Here is a 22076-nt window from a genome sequence, read left to right on the forward strand (position 1 = left end):
GCGGGGCCGCCCACCGCGTCCCGCGCCTCCGCCGTGCCGGGAGTCGCGCGCGGCCCTGCCGACCCGCCGCGCGGCGTCTCCGCTCCCTGGCCGGAACTCGCGCGCGGCCCTGGGGGGCCGCCCGCCGCGTCCTGCGCCTCCGCCGGGCCGGGAGTCGCGCGCGGCTCTTTCGACGCGCCGCGTGGCGCGTCCGGTCCCGTGCTGGGAGTCGCGCGCGGCCCTGCCGGGCCGCCGGGCGTTGGGTCCGGTGTTTTTGATTCCGGGTCTGGGGTCATGGGCGGCCTTCCCGGTCGAACGCCAGCGTGATCGTCGTCCAGGCGCCGACGTGGATGCGGTCGCCGTCGCCGACCGGGACGGGCGCGTTCGCCGGGATCGGGTCGGCGCCGCCGTTGATCGTGGTGCCGTTGGTGGAGCCGGTGTCGATGACCGTCCAGCCGTCCGCGCCCGCGACCAGGACGGCGTGGGCGTGCGAGACGCCCGGGTCGGCGGGCGGGAGGCTCAGGTCGATCTCGGGCAGCAGGCCGCGCGCGACGCTGCGCCGTCCGATGCGGACCTTGTCGCCGAGCAGCGGGACGGTCCGGGGCCGGCCGTCGGCGGGGAACGTGAGCGTCGGGGTGTCGGGGCCGTCCTGGGCCTGGACGGCGGTGAAGTAGGCGCGGTCGGGGGCGATGGTGGCCGTCCAGCCGCGTCCGCCGAGGCCGGTCCGGCGGGGCGCCGCGCCGGAGTTCCCCGACGGCGCCGACGCGGGCTCGGGCCGGACGAGCGGTTCGGGACGGTCCCCGGACGTGAACCCGTAGCCGCAGTCCTCGCAGAACCGTCCGCCCGTCCGGGGGGCGTTGCAGAACGGGCAGGCGATCGGTTCGCCGCACACGTCGCAGTAGTCCCCGGACACCGAATCGTGGCCGTTCGGGCAGCGCGCCGTCATGACGCGTCCCCGGGGCGGGTGCGCGCGGTGCGGCTGGTGGCGGGCTCGCCGGTGCGGGTCCGGACGGTCCGCACCGAGCGCGTGTCGAGCGACATCTCGTCGGCCTTGTCGACGTCCTTCTTCAGCCGGACGGTCCCCGACACGGGGTCCAGCACGTCCACGACCCGGTCGAGCAGGTCCGCGACCTGGTCGTTGCCGACCTGGCGGGCCAGCACGACCGCGCGGCCGAGCCGGGCCGTCGCGGTGTCCTCGTCGCCGTCGCGGCGCGCGGCCAGGCCCTCCTGGACGGCCGCGGCCAGCTCCGCCTGGTCGGTGTGCCGGGCGACGCGGCCGTTGATGAGCGTGGCCTTGGCGACGTCGTCGGTCCACTCGGCGAGGACGTCCCCGGACGCCGCCTGCGTGCCGTCCGCGAGCAGGAGCCGCGCCTGCGCGGCGCGCATCCGGCGTCCGACGTCGCCCGCCGGGATCTCGACGCACAGGTGATATTCGCGTTCCTCGGCGCCCCACGCGCCTAGCGGAAAGTCCACGGTCTGCGGGCCGGACGCGACGCCCTTGCCGGTGAGGTCGTCCAGCACCGGCACCATCTGCTTGACGAACCGCAGCGTGGCGTGCCGGGGCGTCCAGACGCGCAGCGCGACGTCCCCGACCTCCTTGCCCATCGCGGTCTCGGTCAGCTCGCGGAACCGCCGTTCCAGGTCGGCGGGCTCGGGGACGTCCAGGAACGCGCCGAGCAGCGCCGAGGTGATCCGGCGCAGCTCCGCGACCGCCCAGTCGGTGCCGACGCCGAGCGCGTCGCACACGAACCCGCCCCGGCACGTCTCCAGCGCGCGGCCCAGCTCCTCGGGACGCTCGTGCTGGTTCTTGCCGTCGGTCAGCAGGATCGCGTGCCGGACGGCCTCGGACCGTCCCTCGAACAACCGGTGCGCGAACACCAGCCAGGTACCGATCGCGGTGCCTCCGGCGGCGTCCATGCGCGCGACGGCGGCCTGCGCCGCCTGCCGCGACGCGGCGTCCATCCGGACGAGGTGCTGCCGCGCCGGGTACACCATCCGCGGGTTGTTCGCGCCCGCGATCACGGCGAACGCCACGCCGTCGCGGATCGTCGCGAGCGCGGCGCGGGCGGCGGCCTTGGCGGCCTTCAGCTTGCCCGCGTACCCCATCGACCCGGACGTGTCGATGATGATGATCTGCGCCGCCGCGCCCCCGCCCCCGCCGCCCTCCGCCCGCACGCCGAGCACGGCGTGCATCTCCCGGCCGCCCGCCGGGAGATGGGGGTTCTGGTCGACGGTCAGCGTGAACGCGGTCATCGTGGGCTCCTCAGAACAGGGTCCGGGGACGGACGGCGTTGGCGCGGCGGACCAGGGCGTGCCGGTCGGCCGGGCCGTCGGCGAGCTTGGCGAGCAGCCGGTAGGTCCGCTCCAGGCGGCGGCGCAGCGGGCGCTCGCGCAGCGGGACGCCGAGCAGTTCGCCGTCCCCGGACCCGCCGCCGGGCCGCGCGAGCGCCGCCTCCAGCAGGTCGGCCGTGAACCGGGCGCGGCGCTCGGTGTCCAGCGGCAGCGCGCGGAGCCTGCGGTCGGCGTCGCGCAGCGCGGCGTCGTCCAGGGGGCGTCCGGCGCGCACGGCCGCCGTGAACGCGGCGATCCGCGCGGCCTGCCAGTGGCTCGACATGCGCGGCACCGAGTCCAGGACGGCGACGGCCGCCGCCGCGTCCCCCGCCGCCAGCCGGACCCGCGCCAGCCCGAACGCCGCGCTGACATGGGTCGGATCGGTGCGCCAGACCGTCTCGTACAGCCGTCCGGCCGGCGCGCCCTCGGTCTCGCGGGCGAACGCCAGCGCGAGCTTCGGGGCGACCTCGCCGGGGAACAGCCCGTACAGGCCGTCGAAGATCGCGGCGGCGGTCGCGCCGTGCCCGGCCGCCAGCTCCCGGACGCCCCGGTACCACGCCACGCGCCAGTCGCCGGGCAGGTCGCCGGCCAGCTCGTCCAGCAGCGGCCCGGCGCTCTCGTCGCCCAGCTCGATCCGGACGCGTACGAGCGCGAACCGCACCTCCGGCGTCCGCGCCGGCGCGGCGGCCAGCGCGGCGGCCAGGTCCTCGGGGTCGCGGTCGGCGAGCCCGCTGAGGAACGGCGCCGCCGGGTCCAGCGGATGGACGAGCGGGACGGGCAGCGCCGCCGCGGCCTCCGCCGGGTCCAGGGCGCCGGTCAGCTCCGTCCCGGCGGCGCGCGGCCCGGTCTCGAACAGCGGCGACGGGGCGGGCCGCGGGCGTCCGTCCTCGGCCGACAGCACCTCGCGCAGCACGCCGGTGAGCTGGTCGGCCATCTCGGCGGCGCTCGCGAACCGCCGCTCGGGCACCGGATCGGTCGCGCGGCGCAGCAGCCGGTCGTAGGACTCGAACCGGCGCAGCAGCGGGACGTCGGCGCTCGGCGGCAGCGCGTGCCGGTACCGGCCGGTGTAGCCGCGGAACGGGAAGCTGAGCACGGCCAGCGTCCGCCCGACCGTGTACAGATCGGACGCCACGGACGCGCCCCGGTCGGGGATCTCCGGGGCCTGGTAGCCCTCCGTCCCGAAGATCGGGCTGCTGGTGTCGAACGCGCGCCGGACGCCGCCTAGGTCGATGAGCTTGAGCTGCTCCTCGGACTGGATCGCGTTGTCGGGCTTGAAGTCGCAGTACAGCAGCCCGACGCCGTGCAGGTAGCCGAGCGCTCTCAGCACTTCGAGCCCGTAGGCGATGACCTGGCCGAGCGGCAGCGCGCTCTCGGCGCCGTGCTCGGCGCGGTACCGCTTCAGGATGTCCTTCAGCGACTCGCCGCCGACGTACTCCATGACGATGTAGCCCGACCCGCCGTGCCGGACGAAGTTGTAGATCTTGACGATGTTCGGGTGCTCGGCCTCCGCCAGGAACGCCCGCTCCGCCGTGGACGCGGCCAGCGAGTCGGCGTCCCCGGCGTCCAGCAGGCCCTTGAGGACGACCCACCGATCGCTGACGTTCCGGTCCCGCGCCAGATAGACCCACCCGAGCCCGCCGTGCGCGAGACAGCCCAGCACTTCGTACTGCCCGACGACGAGGTCGCCGCCGCGCAGCTTGGGGGCGAACGAGAACGGATGCCGGCAGTTGCTGCAGAAACCCTCGGTGCGTCCCGGCCGTCCATCGCGCCCGCGCCCGACCTGAGCCCCGCACGCGCTACAGAACCGTCGCGCCTCGGGAACACTCGGGTCCTTCAGCACCGCCGCCGAAGGATCCTGGTACGGGACCGGCGGGACGTCCACCAGCCCCGCCCCGAGCATCCCCCGCCGATGCGACCCCGTCCCACCGGACGTCGTGGTCCCCGCCGGCACCGACCCGCTGGACCCGCTCCCCGACGACCCGGAAGCCCCGGACGCACCCCCCACCGCACCGGGCAGGCTCGCGGACGGCGCGGGCGACACGCCGCCCGTCGCCTCGGGCACGGCCCGGAACGGCGTCGCAGACGGCCCGCCGGCCGCGCCAGGCGACGGCGCGAACGGCGGCACGCCGGGCCGCGCGGACGACGGCGCGGCGCCGGACGCGCCGGGCTGCGCGGGCGGGGCGTTGGGTGGTGCGCCTCCCGGCGCTGACGCCGCGGAAGTGGACAGCGGCGCGGGCGGCACGCCGGGCTGCGCGGACGGGGCGCCGGGCGAAGGCGCGAAGGGCGGCACGGCGGGCTGCGCGGACGGGGGTCGGGGCGCGGTGGGCGGGGTGGTTCCGGGGGCTACGCGCAGGGGTGGGGACTCGGGGGGTTCGGGGGCGGGTTCCATGCCGCAGGTGTCGCAGAAGTCGCCGTCGATCGCGCCGCCGCAACCGGGCTGCGCGCAGACCCGTCCGCTCATCGCCGGGATCCCGTCTCGTGCTCGGCCGCCTGGATCGTCCGTTGATACTCCGCCACCGCGGCCGTCGCCTCACGCAAATTGCACGGAGCCGTCCACAACAGGTCATGGGCGCGGGTGTGGAGGGACGTGACGCGGTCGTCCTCGGCGAGGCCGAGGCGGGCGGCTTTGGCCTGGTAGGCGCCGAGGCGTCCGCGCAGTTCGGCGCGGCTGTCCAGCAGGCCGGTGCTGACGCGGCGGTGGGCGTCGGCGCGGTCGCGGGCGGCGCACGCGGCGCGGTCGAGGTCGTCGGCGCGTGCGGCGGCCTCGGTCCAGCGGCGTTCGGCGCGCAGGCGGTCCAGGGCGGCGAGGCGGTCGCGGAGGGCGGGGGCGCTCGGCGGGAGGTCCCCGGCGTCCGGGGCGTCGATCTTGACGCGGACGGCGGCGTGCGCGCGGCGGGCCGCGTCCTCGGCCGCCGCGACCGCGCCGATGGCCGCCGCGAGCGCGCGGGTCCGCTCGTCGTAGGCGTCGCGGAGCCGGACGGCGCCGTCCAGTTCGCGGCAGAGCCGGGTCAGTTCGGCCGACAGCGCGTCCAGCCGCTCGGTGTCGGCGCGGCCGTCGGCGACGAGCGACAGCGGGTCGGACCGGACGACGCGGCCGAGCGCGTCCAGTTCCCGGCCGAGGCGGTCCAGTTCGGGACGGCGGGCGCCGTCGAGCGCGCGGGCGAGGCGGGCGGCGTCGCGCCAGGCGCGTTCGGCGTCCTCCAGCGGGACGAGCAGCGCCGTCCAGGCCGCGTCGGCGGCGGCGACGACGGCGGCGGCGCGCTCGAACGCGTCCGACATGCGGTCCACGGCCTCGCGGAGCGTGACGCGCTCGACGGGCGGGCCGAGCAGCGTCCGTTCCGCCAGCGGGATCTCGCCGCCGGGCATCTCGACCGCGTCGCCGGTGAGCAGCCGCGTGAGTAACGCGAGGTCCGGACGGCGCCGCGCGCGGACGGCGACCGCCTCGTCCAGCACGCGCTGGTACTCGCCGAACAACCGCCACAGGAGCGCGACGCGCTGTTGCGTCTCGTCCCAGCGCCGCCACGTCTCACCCGTCAGGGACGCCCCGGCGAGCAGCCGGTGCCCGTCGTGGCAGTCCAGGTCGAGCAGGGCGGCGGAGATCCGGTCGCGGTCGGCGGCGCGCGAGCGCAGGACGTCGTCGATCGCCGCGCGTCCGAGGGCGCTGTCGGTCACGTCGGCCCCGTTGTCTGTGTCGGTGGTACCGGCGTCAGGATCGAAGGTCGGCTCCAGATCCAGTGTGATCGGTGACACTTTTCCCGACAAGGCGTAATTCTCCACAATTGTCTTCGGCCGGGAGGCCGACGTCACGCCGCGTCCGCTTGTGCTCGGGAACGACCTGGTATGGAGTGGCGTTCAACAGAAGGAACCGTGAGGAAGGGAGTTGAGCGTCCGCGGTGTCGGACCCCAGTCATAGACCCGGTGCCCGATGGTGACCGCCGTGCTCGGCGTCCTCGCCGTCCTCGTGCTCACCGCCGCGACCGGCTACTTCGTCGCGCAGGAGTTCGCCTTCGTCGCCGCCGACCGGGCGCGCCTGGCCCAGGCCGCCGACCGGGGCGACCCGGCCGCCCGCCGCGCGCTCACCGTGATCGGACGGCTCTCGTTCATGCTGTCGGGCGCCCAGCTCGGCATCACGATGACCACGCTCGTCGTCGGCTTCATCGCCGAGCCCGCGCTCGCCGGGCTGATCGGCCCGCTGCTGGAGCTGTGCGGCGTCCCGCACGCCGCGACGCACGCCGTCGCGCTCGGCACGGGCTTCGTGATCGCCACGCTCGTGCAGATGGTGTTCGGCGAGCTGTTCCCGAAGAACCTCGCCCTGGCGCGGGCCGAGACACTGGCCCGCGCGCTCGCCCGGTCGACTCTCGTCTATCTCGCGGTCGCCGGGCCGGTCATCCGGTTCTTCGACCGCGCCGCCGCGCGGCTGCTGCGCGGCGTCGGCGTCGAGCCCGTCGAGGAACTGGCGGGCGGCGCGACGCTGGAGGAGTTGGGCGACATCATCGGCCGCTCGAACGACTCCGGCCAGTTGCCCGACGACCTGTCGGGGCTGCTGTCGCGCGCCCTCTCGTTCGGGGAGCGGACGGCCGACGAGGTCATGGTGCCCCGCCCCCGCGTCAGCGTCCTGTCCGGCGACGCCACCGTCACCGACATGATCGCGATGATCCGGGCGACCGGGCACACCGCGTACCCGATCTACGGGCAGGAGGTGGACGACGTGATCGGCGTCGCCCGCGTCCCGTCCGTCGCCGACGACTCCCTGGACCCGGCCACGCCGCTGCGCGCCCTCGCGACGCCGGCGCTGCTCGTCCCCGGCAGCCAGCCGCTGTACGGGGTGATCGAGCGGATGCGCGAGTCCGGCCAGGAGTTCGCGTGCGTCGTGGACGAGTACGGCGGCCTCGCGGGCATCCTCACCTTCGAGGACATCGCCGAGGAACTCGTCGGGGAGATCTCCGACGAGACCGACGCGCACTCGCTGCCCGCCGCCGCGAGCCCGGACGGCACGTGGCTCGTCACCGCCGGGCTCCGCATCGACGAGGCCACCCGCATCACCGACCTGCCGCTGCCCGCCGGCGACTCCTACGACACGGTCGGCGGGCTCGTCATGGCCGAGCTGCGGCGGCTGCCCGCCGCCGGGGACCGCGTGACGGTCGGCGGCGTGGAGATCGAGGTCGTGTCGGTCGCGCGGCGCGTCCCGGCGCAGGTCCGGCTCCGGATCCCGCGCCAGGTCGCCCAGGACGTCCCGCAGGACGTCGCATGACCGCGCTGCTGATCACCGCGCTGCTGCTCGCGGGGAACGGGTTCTTCGTCGCGGCCGAGTTCGCGCTCGTCGCCGCGAGCCGGCCGGCGCTGGAGCGGGCGGCGGACGGAGGCAGCCGTCCCGCCGCCGCGGCCGTCGCCGGGACGCGCGAGCTGTCGCTCATGCTCGCCGGCGCGCAGTTCGGCATCACGATGTGCTCGCTCGGCCTCGCGATCGTGACCGAGCCCGCGTTCGAGCACGTCCTGGAACCGCCGCTGCACGCGATCGGCGTCCCGGAGACCGCGACGACCGCGATCGCCATCGCCGTCGCGCTCGCCGTCGTGACGTTCCTGCACATGGTCGTCGGGGAGATGGCGCCGAAGTCGTGGGCGATCGGGAACCCCGAGCGGTCCGCGATCGCGCTGGCGCTGCCGTTCCGGGCGTTCGCGAAGGTGTCGCGGCCGGTGCTCGCGGTGCTGAACGGGGCGACGAACGGGATGCTGCGGCTCGTCCGGATCACGCCGCGCGACGAGCACGACGACCACCCGGACGCGCAGCGGCTCAGCCACCTGGTCGGCGAGTCGCGGCGGCTCGGGCTGATCGGCCGCAACGACCACGAGCTGCTGAACCGCGCCATCGCCGCGCGGGAGGGCACGGTCGGACGGCTCGTCATCCCCGCCGGGTCGGTGACGACCGTGGACGCCGCCGCGTCCGCCGCCGAGGTCCGGCGCGTCTCGACCGCGAGCGGGCACAGCCGGCTCGTCGTGACGGACGCGGGACGGCCGGTCGGGATCGTCCACGTCCGCGCCGCCGTGACCGCGCCCGACGTGCGGGGCGGCGCCGCCGGGCTGGCCCATCCCGCGATCGAGCTGACGCCGGAGACGACCGTCCTGGACGCCGTCTCGCGCATGCGCCGGACCCGCGCGCCCCTCGCCGTCGTCAACACGCCGGACGGGCGGTTCGCCGGGATCGTCACCCTGGACGATCTTCTTGCGGAGCTGCTGGCGGCCAACCCGCACTGATTGTGAGACGTTAGAGCGCGGCCACGGGGGAAGTATGTCCCGGGCCGGACGAGAGCGGGATGACGGTGGACGACGAACTGCGCGGGGCGCTCGCCTCCTTTCTGGACGGGCTGACGGCGCCGTCCGGCACGCTCGGCTGGACGGCGCAGCGCACGGCGCTCGCGGCGCTCGGCTCCGGACGCGTCGCCGGGGACGCGTCCGCGCTCGCCGACGCGCTCGCCTCTTCGGCGACGTCGGCGCTGCGGACCGACGACCAGGAGGGCGCGGTCGCCGACGCGGTCGCCGACGTGCTCGCGCGCGGCGAACGGGTGCTGCTGATGGCGCCGCCGGGGCGTCTTCCCGGGCTGCTGGAGGCGCTGGACACGTCCGGCTCGTTCGTCCTGCACCTCGCCGAGGACCCGCCGAGCACCGGGCCCGCGCCCGTCCTGCGGCGCGGCGGCGGGACGGTCGAGTTCGCCGCCCCTTCCGCGCCGTCCACCGAGACCCGCCAGGACACCCGCGTCGTCGCTGCCCTCCCGGACGAGCGGCGCGAGCCGACGACGGAGTTCGGCCGCCCGAGCACCGGCACGCTGCCGCTGCGTCCGGTCACGTCCGACGACCTCCCGTCCCCGAGCGAGGCCACCCAGGCGCTCCCACCCGTCACCGACGCAGACGCCGCGACGCCCTTCAACCCACCGCCCGCCGACACGACGCAAGGCGCCCCAACGCCCGCCGACGACGCGACGCCGTCCGGCGGCCAGCGCGCATCGCGAGACGACCGCGCGCTGCGGGACGACCTCGCATCGCAGGACGACCGCGCAACGCGAAACGACGACGCAGCGCGGGACGGCCGCGCAGCGCGGGACGGCCGCGCAGCGCGGGACGGCCGCGCATCGCAGGACGACCGTGCAACGCGGAACGACGACGCAACGCGGGACGGCCGCGCAGCGTGGGACGACGACGCGACGCCGTTCGGGGAGCCGCGCGCGGACGCGTCGCCGAGCGAGCGGACGCGGGCGCTGCCGCCCGTGCCGGACGGGGAGGTCGTCGCGGGCGCAGCGGCGTCGCCGAGCGAGGAGACGCAGGCGCTGCCGCCCGTCGCGGACGAGGAGATCCCGCCGGAGGCGCTGGTGCGGGGCGTGCTGATCCGTCCGGTCGGCGCGAAGTGGCGCCGCGCCTGGCAGGACGAGGAGAAGGAGCTGCGGCGCGGCCTGCTCTGGCTGGAGCAGTGGCCCCGCGACGTCGCGACCCTGCACGCGCTGGAGGAGGACCAGGAGAGCCGCCGCCGCGCCGCCGACGCCGAGATCGCCGCGCTGACCGCCCGCATCGCGGAGCTGGCGGAGGCGGCCGAGCGGGCGGCCGGGACCGTCCCGCCCGCCGAGCAGGAGAGCGACCGCCGCGCGGCGGACCGCGACGCCGTCGCCGAGGAGGCTGCGGGCCCGCGCGCCGAGGCCGACCGGCTGCGCGCGGAGGCGGACGCGGCGGCGAACGAGGCCCGCGAGCGCACCCGCGTCGCCGACCTCGCCTACGGCCGCTGCGTCGCGATCGACGAGCGCACCGCGCAGGCCCACGCCGAGGCGCAGGCCGCGAAACAGCAGGAGGAGCGGCTGACCGTCGACCTCGCGCGGGCGCGGTCGGAGCTGCCGCAGATCGCCGCCGAGGCCGACCGGCTCGGCGCCGAGGACGCCGACGCCGTCGCCGAGGGCCACGCCAGCTACTACCGCCTGGTGTCGGCCGAGTCCGCGCTGAGTTCCGCGAGGCAGCGGATGACGCTCACGCAGAAGCTGCACGTCGCGGCGCCGCCGCCGGAGCTGAAGCGGCTCCGCGACGACGTCCGGACGCGGACGCGGGAGGCCGACGAGGCCGCCCGGCGCGCCAACGAGATCAAGGAGGCGGCCGAGCGCACGCGGACGCACCGCGAGCGCCTGGAGCAGTTCCTGGTCGAGGGCGGCGAGGCGCTGGCGGGCGCGCGGAACGCGCAGGAGCGCCTGGCGGCCGAGGTCGCCCGGCTCGGCGCCGAGCGGGAGGCGGCCGTCGCCGACCACCGCGCGCAGGCCCGCAGCGCCGGCGAGGCCGTCGACCGCGCGACACAGGCCGGGACGGCGGCCCGGCACGCCGAGCAGGAGGCCCTGCTGCTGGAGGAGAAGGCGGCGGCCGCGGCCCGGCTCGCGGACGCGGCGGCGGACGCGGCCGACCGGGCGCGCGGCGAGGCGGCGGCGGCGAACGAACGCGTCACGTCCGCGCGAGAGGAACTGGACCGGCTGCACGCCGCCGTCACCGAACGCGTGACGCTGGACGAAGCCGAACTGACGGGCGCCCGCGAGACCGAGGAACGCTCCCGCGAACGCGTCCGCGAGATCTGCGGCGCCGATCCCGGCGCCGAGGATCTCGCCGCGCACCAGGCCCGCGTCATGCGCCGGATCGAGGCGCTGGCCCGGCTGCTCGGCGGCGTCGGCGACCACAGGACGCTGCTGGCCGAGGCCGACGTGATCTGCGGCTCGCCGGTCGCGCTCGGCGCCGTCCCGCTGCCCGAGGCCGACACGCTGGTCGTCGCGGGCGCGGGCGAGATCACCGACACGGAGTTCCTGGTGGGCGCGGTGCGGACCCGCCGCTGGGTGCTCGTCGGGACCGACGGGGAGACCCCCGCCGTCCGCCGAGGCCACGAGCGGCCGGCCCGCGGGCTGCTGGAGGACGCGTCAGTCGTCGTCGTCCCCGAGGACGAGGTGCAGCGCCCAGCCGACGACCCCGACGACGATGGCGCCCCAGAACGCGGGCCAGAACCCGGCGACGTGGAAGGGCAGGTCGAGCCGTTCGGCGAGCTTGCTGGTGAGCAGCATGAGCAGGCCGTTGACGACGAGCCCGAACAGGCCGAGCGTCAGGACGTAGAAGGCGCAGCCGAGGGTCTTGACGATCGGCTTGATGATCGCGTTGACCAGGCCGAAGACGACCGCGACCCCGACGAGCGCGAGGGCCTTGCGGCCGGTGTCGTCGCCGCGGACCGTGATGCCGTCGATGAACACGGTGGCGACCCACAGCGCGACCGCCGTGATTCCGATCTTGATTAGTATCCGCACGCTCCCGATGATCGCGGGCGGCGGCGTCCGGCGGCATCCCTCTGCGATGGGATTCGCGGCGGCTCGGGGTCATCACGGCGGATGAGATCCGCCTTGCCAGGTTTTGACCTCCGCCCGGCCACGCCGTTATGACCTGCGGGGTCATCCTGGTACGAGGGAGGCAGCCGTGACCGTACGAGCCGTGATCTTCGACATGGACGGGGTGCTGGTCGACTCCGCGCCCGTCTGGGCGGACGTCCGGCGGGAGTACGTCCGCGACCGCGACGGCGCGTGGCCGCCGGGGACCGAACGTCGCCTCATGGACATGAGCACCGACGAGTGGGCCGAGTATTTGGCGCGCAGGCTCGTCCCGGGCGCGTCCGTGGACGACGTCGCCTACCAGGTCGTGGACCGGATGACCGAGCGGTACGCCGAGTCGGTGCCGCTGCTGCCGGGGGCGGTGGACGCCGTCCGGCGGCTGTCGGAGCGGTTCGCGATCGGGCTGACCAGCTCGTCGCCGCGCTCGATCATCGACCTGGTGCTCGGCCGGCTCGGCATCGCGGGGCTGTTCCTCGCGACCGTCGCGCCCGAGGAGGTCGACCGGGGCCGGCCCGCGCCCGACCCCTACCTCGCGGCGGCGGCGCAGATGGACACCGACGTCGCCGAATGCCTCGCCGTCGAGGACTCCGCCGCCGGGCTGCGCGCCGCGCACGCCGCCGGGATGCCGGTGATCGCGGTGCCGCGTCCGGAGCGTCCGCCGGGCGACGCGCTCGGCTGCGCCGCGTTCGTGGCCGGTTCGCTGGACGAGATCACCGGCGAGCTGGTGGCCGGGCTCTGACGCGTTCCGGCGCGACCGTCGCACCCGGCTCGTACGATGGAGCGATGGTGCCCCCCGCGACAGAGACCCCGGCTCTGGAGACGCTGCGGCGCGTCTTCGGGTACGAGACGTTCCGCGACGGCCAGGCGGAGATCATCGAGCACGTCGTGGCGGGCGGCGACGCGCTGGTCCTCATGCCGACCGGCGGCGGCAAGTCGCTCTGCTACCAGATCCCGGCGCTCGTCCGGCGCGGCACGGGCGTGGTGATCTCGCCGCTCATCGCGCTCATGCAGGACCAGGTGGACGCGCTGCGCGCCGTCGGCGTCCGGGCCGGGTTCCTCAACTCCGCGCAGGACGCCGACGACCGCCGCATGACCGAGGCCGAACTGCTCGCGGGCGAGCTGGACCTGCTCTACCTCGCGCCGGAACGGCTGCGCGTCGCCGCCACCGCCGACCTCCTCGACAAGATCGACGTGGCGCTGTTCGCGATCGACGAGGCGCACTGCGTGGCGCAGTGGGGGCACGACTTCCGTCCCGACTACCTCATGCTGTCCGAGCTGCACGCCCGCTGGCCGGACATTCCGCGCATCGCGCTCACCGCGACCGCCACCGAGGCCACCCGCGCGGAGATCGCCACGCGGCTCGGGCTGGAGGACGCGCGGACGTTCGTGGCGAGCTTCGACCGTCCGAACATCCAGTACCGGATCGAGCCCAAGACCGACGCCAAGCGGCAACTGCTGACGTTCCTGCGCGAGGAGCACGCGGGCGACGCGGGCATCGTCTACTGCCTGTCGCGCAGTTCGGTGGAGAAGCACGCGGCGTTCCTCACCGAGAACGGGATCGAGGCCGTCCCGTACCACGCCGGGCTGGACCCGCAGGTCCGCGCGGCGCACCAGGCGCGGTTCCTGCGCGAGGACGGGCTCGTCGTCGTCGCGACGATCGCGTTCGGGATGGGGATCGACAAGCCGGACGTCCGGTTCGTCGCCCATCTCGACCTGCCGAAGTCGGTGGAGGGCTACTACCAGGAGACGGGCCGCGCGGGCCGGGACGGGCTGCCCTCGACGGCGTGGCTGGCCTACGGGCTGAACGACGTCGTCAACCTGCGGAAGATGATCGACTCGTCCGAGGGCGACGCCGAGCACCGCCGCCGGCTGAGCCGCCACCTGGACGCCATGCTCGCCCTGTGCGAGACGGTCGAGTGCCGCCGGACGCAGCTGCTGAACTACTTCGGCCAGCCCGGCGGCGCGGCGTGCGGCAACTGCGACACCTGCCTCTCCCCGCCCGAGACGTGGGACGGGACGGTCGCGGCGCAGAAGGTGCTGTCCACGATCGTCCGGCTGGACCGGGAGCGGCGGCAGAAGTTCGGCGCGGGCCACATCATCGACATCCTGCTCGGCAAGAAGAACGCGAAGGTCGACCAGTTCGGCCATGACGAGCTGAGCGTCTTCGGGATCGGCACGGACCTGCGCGACACCGAATGGCGCGCCGTCGTCCGTCAGCTCCTGGCGCAGGGTCTCGTGGCGGTGGAGTCGATGTACGGGTCGCTGATCCTGACGGACGCGAGCGCCGAGGTGCTGCGCGGCGCCCGCAAGGTCCCGATGCGGCGCGAGCCGGAACGGACGAAGCCCGCGCGGGCCAAGTCGGCGTCCAAGTCCCGCGCGCCGGTCGAGATGCCCGCCGAGGCGCAGCCGCTCTTCGAGCGCCTGCGCGCGTGGCGGGGGGCGACGGCGAAGGAGCAGGGCGTGCCCGCCTACGTCGTCTTCCACGACGCGACGCTGCGCGAGATCGCGACCGTTCGCCCGTCGAGCCTGGCCGAGCTGGGCGGGATCAGCGGCATCGGCGAGAACAAGCTGGCCAAGTACGGCGAGCAGGTGCTCGCCGCGCTCGCCGAGAGCTGACCGCTACTCGTCGTCGGGCACGGTCCGCCAGACCCAGCCGCTGCCGGTCGGGCTGGGGACGATCTCGCGCCGCTCCCCGGACGCTCGGGACGGGCGCGGCTCCGGCGGACCGTCCGCCCACGGCCGCCACGGCTCGTCCGCGCCCCGCGCCGCCCGCAGCGGCGTCCGCGGCGCGTCCTCCGGAATGGACGCGTCCGAACCCGGCGGGCGCGCGTCCGAACCCGGCGCGGCCGGGCGCGGCTCGGGACCCGGCACGGCCGACGGACGCGGCGCGGCCGGGCGCGGGTCGGGACCCGGCACGCTCGGTGAGCGCGGCGCAGACGAGCGCGGCTCGAGGGCGGGCGCGGCCGACGGGCGCGGTGTAGCCGGACTCGGCGCGGTCGGGCGCGGGTCGGAGGTGCGGGCGGCCGGGGGGCGCGGTGTGGGCGAGTCCGGGACGGGGGCCGGGGGGTTCGCCGCCGGGACGTTCGCGAAGATCGACTTGGTGGTGACCGGGGTCTCGGCGCTCTCGGCCCACTGGACGCGGTAGGAGAACGGCTGGTCCTCGGGCAGGGGCGGCGGGGCGGCGGGGCCGGCGCCGCCCGCGTCGCTGACCTCCCGCAGGTCGACCTTGGCGTGCAGGCCCGCGAGGAACCCGGGCAGCCACCAGTTCGCCGCGCCGAGGAACCGCATCGTCGCCGGGACGAGCAGCGCCCGCACGAGCGCCGCGTCCACCACGACCGCGACGAACATGCCGACGCCGATGAGCTTCACCACCGTGATCCCGGCCATCCCGAACGCGCCGATGACCAGCAGGAACAGCACGGCCGCGCTGCTGATGATCCCGCCGGTGTACTGCATGCCCCGGGCGACGGCGGCGCGGTTGTCGTGCGTGTGGTCCCATTCCTCCCGGATGCGGCTGAGGAGGAAGACCTCATAGTCCATCGACAGCCCGAACACGACGGCCAGGATCAGGATCATGCTGGTCGCCTCGACGCTGTCGGTCGGCGTGAAATGCAGAACGCCGGCCAGATGCCCGTACTGGAATCCCCACACGATCGCGCCGAACGACGCCCCGATCGACAGGACGTTCATCACGATCGCCTTGAGCGGCAGCAGGATCGACCCGAAGAACATGAACAGCAGCAGGAACGTCGAGGCGCCGACCACGGCCGCCATTTTCGGCAGGCTGCGCATGAGGCTGGACATCTGGTCCGCCTGCATGGCCGTCGTGCCGCCGATGTCCAGATGCATCGGGTAGCCGTTCTTCATGACGGTCATGTCCCGGATTTTCGCGACGAGGTCGAACGACCGGTCGTCCATCGGCGCGTACTTGGTGTAGACCGAGATCCGCACCGCGCCGTAGTCCCCGGAATAGCCGCTGAACTTGGCCTGGTTCACGCCGGGCAGTTTCGTCAGCCGGACGCGGAACTCCTCCAGATACTGCGGGATGTTGTCGCCCGCCCGCGACGGCCGCCAGTCCTTCGGAATGAGGTCGCCGGACACGACCACGTCGATCGGCTCGGCGGACCCGCTCGGGAATTCCTTCTGGACCTTCTCCACCACGGTCCGCGTCGTGCTGCCCTCGGGAAGCTGCCGGACGTCCAGCGCGCCGAACCGGATGTTCAGGAACGGCCCGGCCATCACCGCGAGCGCCACCAGCACGACCGCGAAATACGGCAGCGGGTGCTTCATGACGCTCGTGCCGAGCCGGAACCAGAACCGGTCCTCCTGCGCCTTCGGGCTGCGGCGGCGGCGCCACGGCATCTGCATCCACTCGACGCCGCGTCCGAACACCGCCAGCAGCGTCGGCAGCAGCAGCGTCGCGCCGAGGACGGCGACGAGGACGGTCGCGATCCCGGCGAGCCCGATCGTCCGCAGGAAGAGCTGCGGGAACACCAGCAGGCCGGAGAGCGCGGCGGAGACGGTGATGCCGGAGACGATGATCGTCCGTCCGGCGGTGGCCATCGTCCGTCCCAGCGCGGCCTGGCGCAGCGGCGTGACGACCCGCTTGTACGCCTTGCGCTTGGCCCGCCGCTCCCGGCGCGTCGGGAACTGCTTCCACGGTTTCCCGGGCGGGATCATGTGCTCGTCGAGGGCCTTGGCGTACTCCTCTCGATAGCGGCTGATGATGAACAGCGAATAGTCGATCGCGAGACCGACGCCCATCATCGTGACGACTTCGAGCGCCATCGAGTTGACGTCCGTCAGGAACGAGATCCCGTGCAGGACGGCGAGCCCGCCCAGCATCGAGAACAACGCGACGAACAACGGCAGGACGGACGCCCCCACCGCGCCGAACAGCATGATGAGCAGCAGGAACAGCGGAAGGGCGGTGATCGTCTCGGCCCGGACGATGTCCGCGACGACCTGCTCGCCGAACTCGGTGCCGAGCGGGAACGCGCCGCCGAGATGCGTGTCCAGGCCGGGCGCCGCCAGCCGGTCTTTGACCCAGAGGTAGTTGTCGGCCTTGGTCTTGTCGTCCTTGCCCGCCATCATCAGCGACACGATGGTCGAGTGGCGGTCCGCGGACGCGAGGCTCTTGGCGTTCTTCTCGTCCAGCGTCCAGTACGACACCTCGGACGACACGCGGTCCTTCGGCAGTCGCGCGATGGTCGTGATGACGTCGCGCATGTAGGCCGGGTCGTCGACCGTCCGCGAACCGCTGCTGTAGAGGATGAGGATGTCGGGGTTGGTGCTCCCGAAATACGTCGAGCCCAGTTTCGTGACGAGCGACGACGACGATTTCGGGTCGTCGTAGCCGCCGTTCTTGAACTTCGCCAGGACGCCGAGGCCCCAGAAGCCCGCCACCAGGATCCCGCCGACGATCACGACGAGGCCGATCCAGCGCCGCCGGTGCAGGAGCCGGCCCAGCCCCGTAAGCATGATCCTCCAGAGTTAGCCGCGGGAGGCGATCCGTGCCGCCGTCGTCAGCAGCGCGCCGTCAAGGTACCTCTGCCGCGTCGCTGCTCTGGCGATCTTGCCACTCGACGTCCGGGAGATCCCACCCGGCTCGATGAGCACGAACTCGTGAACGCTCATCTCGTGCTCCACATTGATCGCCGCGCGGACGGCCGACTCGACTTCTTCCAGGTCCAGCCGGCCCAGCGGGACGCGCCGGTTGCGCTCGGCCACGACGACGAGCCGCTCCGTCTCGTCCCCCGGGACGGCGAACGCCGCCACGAACTCCGGACGGACGGCCAGGTGCGCCTCCTGCGTCGTCACCTCGATGTCCTGCGGGTAGTGGTTGCGGCCGTCCACGATGATCAGGTCCTTGATGCGGCCCGTCACGTACAGCTCGCCGTCGTGGACGACCCCGTAGTCGCCCGTCTTCATCCACGGCCCGGCGGGCAGTTCGCCCGGCTCGTCCAGTTCGCCGCCGAACGTGCTCTGGCTGCGCTCGGAGTTGCGCCAGTAGCCGCGCGCGGTGTTCGGTCCGTGGACCCAGATCTCGCCGACGGTGCCGTCCGGGCGCTCGGTGCGCGTCTCGGGGTCCACGATCGCGACGATCTGCCCGTGCGGACGGCCGCAGGACACCAGCGTGTTCGCGTGCGGGGCGTCCGCCGGGCACTCCTCCAGCACGCCCTGCGTCAGCTTGTCCCGGTCCACGGTGATCAGGCGCGGCGGGGCGTCCTCGGCCGCCGCCGACACGAACACCGTCGCCTCGGCGAGCCCGTAGCCGGGGGCCTGCGCGCCCGGCCGCAGCCCGGCGGGGGCCAGCGCGTCCGCGAACGTCCGCAGCGTGGACGGACGGATCGGCTCCGCGCCGTTCAGGCACGTCGTCAGCCCGCTCAGGTCCAGCCCGGCGATCTTGTTCGGCTTCGCCATCGTCGCGACGTACTCGTAGGCGAAGTTCGGCCCGGCCGTATAGACGTTCTTGCCCGGACGGCTCGCGATCAGCTCCATCCACCGCATCGGGTTCATGATGAACGACACCGGATCGGTGTAGATCGCGTGGTTCCCGTTCACCAGCGGCAGCGCCATCGTCGCGATGAGGCCCATGTCGTGGAACAGCGGCAGCCAGCTCACCAGTTCGGGGTCCGGCCGGTCCGGCGCCCACCCCGCCCAGAGCTGCGCGGCGTTCGCGGTGACGTTCCCGTGCGTGATCTCCACCCCGGCCGGACGCCGCGTCGACCCGGACGTGTACTGGAGATAGGCGAGGTCGTCGAAGCCGACGGGCTCGTCCCGCCACGTCCCGGCGAGGTCCGGGTCGACCTCCTCGGCGAACACGATCTCCCGGGGCTGCGGGACGTCGTGGTCGGCGAGGAACTTCTCGACGTGCGGCAGCGCGTTCCGCGTCGTCACGATCACCGCGGGCTCGGCGTCGGTGTACGCGCCGATGAGCCGCTCGGCGTGGCCCGGCAGGTCCGGCGAGAACAGCGGCACCGCGACGACGTGCGCGTACATCGCGCCGAGCATCGTCATCATGTATTCGAGCGTCTGCGGGAGCAGCAGCGCCGCGCGCTCGCCGGGCTCGGCGACCTGCCGCAGCCGCGCCGCCGTCGCCCGCGCCCGCCGGTCCGTCTCGCTCCAGCTCAGCGTGAGGTGCGCGCCGGACGGCCGGAGCGAGTAGTCCACGAACGTGAAGGCGGGCGCATCCGGCTTCTCCCTGGCCCAGCGCGCGACCCGCTCGATGAGCGGGGTGCGGCCGGAGCCGCCGGGACGGAGTTCGGGAAGCAGCGAACCCAGTGCCATTGGAACAAACTCCCGGGGGATGGGCCGGACGGGCGCATCAGGCTGCGCGCGTCGGCGGACGTGCGGCGGTTGACGCCGGGCGGGCGACGCTCGCCCCGGCTGACCGGCGGGACCGTGCGATGTGAAGCTACCCGAAGGTAAATGGACAGCGATATTAGCCAACGACCACATTCGACGCGGACACGTTTGTCACGCCCGTGACAACGACCCCGGCCTCACCACCACGCCGTCTGTCACTCGTCCCGCAACGCCCGGCGCCGCCGCCAGACCCCGAGACACGCCCCCACCCACAAGATCGCCGTCTCCGCGAGCACGAACGCGGCGAGCACGACGACCCAGTCACGCCCACTCCCCGTCCCGTCCTGCGCGGTGAGCGTCATCTCCCCCCGCCCACCCCCACGCACCGAAGGAGCGACAACAGGCACCCGAGGAGCGGCCTTGGGCAACCGAGGCACCCCACCCCCCACAGACCGCGGCAACTCCCCCAAACCCTCACGCGGCCCAGCCCCACCTTCACCGACATCCGCCAAGCCCTGGCCACCCGCAACACGCGGAAGCCCACCCGTCCCACCGTCCACGCCCCCCGCCGGACCCACCGCCCCACCCGCGCCGCCAGCCCCCTCGCGCGGACCCGCCCCGCCGCCCGCACCCCCCGCAACGTCCGCGCCCTCACCCGGCACAACTTCAAGCGGACGCGGCCCGCTACTCGCAGCGCGCGGCAGACCGCCCGCCTCACCAGCCACCGCGCCCGCCGACGGCCGAGACCCACCGCCCGCGTGCGGCAGGGCGTGCGCGCCGCTCGCACCTTCGCGCGGCACAGCCGCGCCCGCGTCCCCGCGCGGAACGGCCACACCCGCGCGCGGGCCGCCGCCTGCAACGCACAGCGAGCCGTCCGCGCACGCCGCCGGACGAGACCCACCGCCACCGACATGCGTCACCGCACCCGCGTCCCCGCGCGGCACAGCCGCACGCGGATGGGGCCCGCTGCTCGCGGCGCGCGGGAGAGTGCCCGCGCCGCCAATCGCCGCGCCCGCCGCCGGGCGACACCCACCGCCCGCGTGCACCGGGACGCCCGCGTCCTCGCGCGGACGCGGCCAGCCGGACGCGTCGCCGCGCGGCACGGCCGCATTCGGGCGCGGGCCGCTGCTCGCGGCGCGCGGGAGACCGCCCGCGTCGCTAGGCGCCGCGCCCGTCGTCGGGCGACATTCGCCGTCGGCGTGCGGCGGGGCGTGCGCGCCGCTCGCGTCCTCGCGGGGCACGGCCGCGCCTGGGTGGGGGGTGCCGCTTGCGACGCACGGAGAGTTGGCCGGGCATGCCGTCGGGCTAGGGCCTGCGTCTTTGGGCGGCGCAGCCTCGTGCGGGTTCGCAGCGGGCGGGGCGGGTGAGGGTGGGCCGTCGTTGGTGGTGTTCGGTAGGTCGCTTGCGTCGTCTGTGGGCGGGAGCTCTGGGGAGAGGTCGCCCGGCTCTAGGTCCAGGAGCAGCGTCAGGGTGTTGGGCCACGTGGGGGGAATCTGGGGGGCGGGCGCGGTGCAGAGGCGTGGGGCGGCGGTGGCGGGGACGGGCTGGAAGGCCAAGACCGCGGCGGCCAGGGCTGCGAGGGTTGCGCGGGCCGGGTCCACTGTGCGCCTCCCCTCGGTTCGAGCGCCCCGGGGGGTGGTGCGGTGCGCACCGGGCTGTCGTGGTTATTACCGAGGATCCCCGGTCGGTAACCCTTCGTGGTCATTTCGCATAGTGAAATCAGTTCTCCGTAGAATCGGCATCGAGGCCCCGAGAGAGGAGGCGTCCGTGGCGGAAGCCGTCCGGTCGTTGGAGCGCGCCTTCGAGCTGCTGGAGCACCTCGCGGACGCGGGGGGCGAGCTCGCGCTGTCGGAGCTGACGGAGGTCTCGGGTCTTCCGATGCCCACGATCTACCGGCTGATGCGCACGCTGGTGAACCTCGGGTACGTGCGGCAGGAGCCGTCGAAGCGGTATGCGCTCGGGCCGCGGCTGATCAGGCTCGGCGACGGCGCGGGACGGCTGCTCGGCTCGTGGGCGCGGCCGGCGCTGGCGCGGCTGGTGGACGAGGTCGGCGAGACGGCGAACATGGCCGTGCTGGAGGGCGACGCGGTCGTGTACGTCGCGCAGGTCCCGTCCCGGCACTCGATGCGCATGTTCACCGAGGTCGGACGGCGTGTGAAGCCGCACTGCACGGGCGTCGGCAAGGCGCTGCTGGCGCAGTTGGACGAGCCGCGCGTCCGCGAGATCCTGGCCCGCACCGGCATGCCCGCCAACACCCCGCGCACGCTCACCGACCCGGACGCGCTGATCGAGGAGCTGGCGAGGACCCGCGAGCGCGGTTACGCGCTGGACGACGAGGAGCAGGAGATCGGCGTCCGCTGCGTCGCCGTGCCGCTGCCGGGCGCGCCCGCCCCGGCGGCGCTGTCGGTGTCGGGGCCGTCCGCGCGCATGACGGGCGAGGCGCTCGGCGCCGTCGTTCCCGCCATGCGCGCGATCGCCGAGCGGTTCGCGGCGGAGCTGGCCCCGGGCGGCGTCAGTCGGTGACGTCGCCGGGGACGACGCGCGGCCGTCCGCTGTGCTCCCACCGCACGAAGTCGCCCGCGTGCCGCACGAGCATCGCGAGTAGCCAGAGGAAGACCCCCGCGTCGTCGGCCAGGCCCACGACGGGCAGCACCTCGGGGATCGCGTCGAGCGGCCAGACGATGTAGACGATCCCGAGCGCGAGCAGCCCGAGCGTCCCGATCGACAGGCCCTTGTAGTCGCCCTTGAGGACGGCCTTCACCATCCGGGGCACCGCCCGCGCCCGCTCCCCGAACCCGGGCGCCCCGGCCTCGCGGGTCTCGCTGTAGATCTGCCACGCCTGCCCTGCGGCGGCGGCACCGCGCTTCTTGTCCACCGGCGCGCTCCTTCCCCGTGACGTTGGACGGGCGCGCCCCCGCAGCGCCCACGACTCACTAAGACGGACAAAATGCCCCGTTCGTTCCCTTTTATCGATGACCGGCCGGAGAGGTTTCCGGGCAGAAGCGCCATAACCCTGACGGCGTTGCGCAAGCCGTGTTACCAAGGGTGACGGCTCCCTTACGCGACGGCCATGGA

At 74.5% G+C, this 22076-nt stretch carries 14 protein-coding genes; 5 read left to right on the forward strand and 9 right to left on the reverse strand.

Going from position 1 to position 22076, the window contains the following annotated elements:
* Nucleotides 1-271: 271 nt before the first annotated feature.
* From BTM25_RS01725 to BTM25_RS01740, 4 genes are all read right to left on the reverse strand, one after another.
* Entirely contained in the window at nucleotides 272-925 is a 654-nt protein-coding gene (locus BTM25_RS01725) for an FHA domain-containing protein (RefSeq protein WP_103561002.1), read from the reverse strand.
* The gene (locus tag BTM25_RS01730; protein WP_103561003.1) at nucleotides 922-2232 is read right to left on the reverse strand and encodes a VWA domain-containing protein; all 1311 of its coding nucleotides are present in this window, start codon (nucleotides 2230-2232) and stop codon (nucleotides 922-924) included. Before BTM25_RS01730 ends, BTM25_RS01725 begins: the two co-directional genes overlap by 4 nt.
* A 10-nt stretch (nucleotides 2233-2242) precedes the next feature.
* A complete protein-coding gene (locus tag BTM25_RS01735; protein ID WP_456356084.1) occupies nucleotides 2243-4210 on the reverse strand; it encodes a tetratricopeptide repeat protein in 1968 nt (655 codons plus the stop codon).
* Between the two features lie 557 nt (nucleotides 4211-4767).
* Nucleotides 4768-5982, reverse strand: coding sequence for a hypothetical protein (locus BTM25_RS01740; RefSeq protein WP_103562682.1), 1215 nt, complete (start codon nucleotides 5980-5982; stop codon nucleotides 4768-4770).
* A 253-nt stretch (nucleotides 5983-6235) separates the two neighbouring features.
* Here BTM25_RS01740 and BTM25_RS01745 point away from each other — a divergent pair, with 253 nt between their 5' ends.
* On the forward strand, nucleotides 6236-7561 hold the full coding sequence (locus BTM25_RS01745) for a hemolysin family protein (RefSeq protein ID WP_103561004.1): 1326 nt from the start codon (nucleotides 6236-6238) through the stop codon (nucleotides 7559-7561).
* The gene (locus BTM25_RS01750; protein WP_103561005.1) at nucleotides 7558-8562 is read left to right on the forward strand and encodes a CNNM domain-containing protein; all 1005 of its coding nucleotides are present in this window, start codon (nucleotides 7558-7560) and stop codon (nucleotides 8560-8562) included. The genes BTM25_RS01745 and BTM25_RS01750 overlap by 4 nt, the downstream gene beginning before the upstream one ends.
* 2675 nt (nucleotides 8563-11237) lie before the next feature.
* Here BTM25_RS01750 and BTM25_RS01755 read toward each other — a convergent pair.
* On the reverse strand, nucleotides 11238-11615 hold the full coding sequence (locus BTM25_RS01755; protein WP_103561006.1) for a phage holin family protein: 378 nt from the start codon (nucleotides 11613-11615) through the stop codon (nucleotides 11238-11240).
* Nucleotides 11616-11781: 166 nt separating this feature from the next.
* Here BTM25_RS01755 and BTM25_RS01760 point away from each other — a divergent pair, with 166 nt between their 5' ends.
* Both BTM25_RS01760 and recQ read left to right on the forward strand, forming a co-directional pair.
* Entirely contained in the window at nucleotides 11782-12432 is a 651-nt protein-coding gene (locus BTM25_RS01760) for an HAD family hydrolase (RefSeq protein WP_235828031.1), read from the forward strand.
* 44 nt (nucleotides 12433-12476) lie between these two features.
* Complete coding sequence (gene recQ / locus BTM25_RS01765) at nucleotides 12477-14309, forward strand: DNA helicase RecQ (protein WP_103561008.1); 1833 nt, start codon at nucleotides 12477-12479, stop codon at nucleotides 14307-14309.
* A 3-nt stretch (nucleotides 14310-14312) separates the two neighbouring features.
* Here recQ and BTM25_RS01770 read toward each other — a convergent pair whose 3' ends face one another.
* The 3 genes from BTM25_RS01770 to BTM25_RS29400 all read right to left on the reverse strand — a co-directional run bounded on the left by BTM25_RS01770 (nucleotide 14313) and on the right by BTM25_RS29400 (nucleotide 19363).
* A complete protein-coding gene (locus BTM25_RS01770) occupies nucleotides 14313-17174 on the reverse strand; it encodes an MMPL family transporter (RefSeq protein WP_103561009.1) in 2862 nt (953 codons plus the stop codon).
* Nucleotides 17175-17186: 12 nt separating this feature from the next.
* Nucleotides 17187-18983, reverse strand: coding sequence for a fatty acyl-AMP ligase (locus BTM25_RS01775; RefSeq protein WP_103561010.1), 1797 nt, complete (start codon nucleotides 18981-18983; stop codon nucleotides 17187-17189).
* A 233-nt stretch (nucleotides 18984-19216) separates the two neighbouring features.
* A complete protein-coding gene (locus tag BTM25_RS29400; protein ID WP_168211966.1) occupies nucleotides 19217-19363 on the reverse strand; it encodes a hypothetical protein in 147 nt (48 codons plus the stop codon).
* Nucleotides 19364-20768: 1405 nt separating this feature from the next.
* Between BTM25_RS29400 and BTM25_RS01780 the strand changes: the two genes are divergently transcribed.
* Complete coding sequence (locus BTM25_RS01780; protein WP_103561011.1) at nucleotides 20769-21524, forward strand: IclR family transcriptional regulator; 756 nt, start codon at nucleotides 20769-20771, stop codon at nucleotides 21522-21524.
* On the opposite strand, the gene BTM25_RS01785 is transcribed toward BTM25_RS01780, so the two are convergent.
* Complete coding sequence (locus BTM25_RS01785) at nucleotides 21514-21876, reverse strand: YkvA family protein (RefSeq protein ID WP_103561012.1); 363 nt, start codon at nucleotides 21874-21876, stop codon at nucleotides 21514-21516. The genes BTM25_RS01780 and BTM25_RS01785 overlap by 11 nt on opposite strands.
* Nucleotides 21877-22076: the final 200 nt, after the last annotated feature.

The organism is Actinomadura rubteroloni, from assembly GCF_002911665.1.
GTDB lineage: Bacteria > Actinomycetota > Actinomycetes > Streptosporangiales > Streptosporangiaceae > Spirillospora > Spirillospora rubteroloni.

Coding starts and splice junctions, on each gene's coding strand:
- BTM25_RS01725 (WP_103561002.1), bottom strand. CDS start 925: ATGACGGCGCGCTGCCCGAACGGCCACGATTCGGTGTCCGGGGACTAC.
- BTM25_RS01730 (WP_103561003.1), bottom strand. CDS start 2,232: ATGACCGCGTTCACGCTGACCGTCGACCAGAACCCCCATCTCCCGGCG.
- BTM25_RS01735 (WP_456356084.1), bottom strand. CDS start 4,210: ATGCTCGGGGCGGGGCTGGTGGACGTCCCGCCGGTCCCGTACCAGGAT.
- BTM25_RS01745 (WP_103561004.1), top strand. CDS start 6,236: ATGGTGACCGCCGTGCTCGGCGTCCTCGCCGTCCTCGTGCTCACCGCC.
- BTM25_RS01750 (WP_103561005.1), top strand. CDS start 7,558: ATGACCGCGCTGCTGATCACCGCGCTGCTGCTCGCGGGGAACGGGTTC.
- recQ (WP_103561008.1), top strand. CDS start 12,477: ATGGTGCCCCCCGCGACAGAGACCCCGGCTCTGGAGACGCTGCGGCGC.
- BTM25_RS01770 (WP_103561009.1), bottom strand. CDS start 17,174: ATGCTTACGGGGCTGGGCCGGCTCCTGCACCGGCGGCGCTGGATCGGC.
- BTM25_RS01775 (WP_103561010.1), bottom strand. CDS start 18,983: ATGGCACTGGGTTCGCTGCTTCCCGAACTCCGTCCCGGCGGCTCCGGC.
- BTM25_RS29400 (WP_168211966.1), bottom strand. CDS start 19,363: ATGACGCTCACCGCGCAGGACGGGACGGGGAGTGGGCGTGACTGGGTC.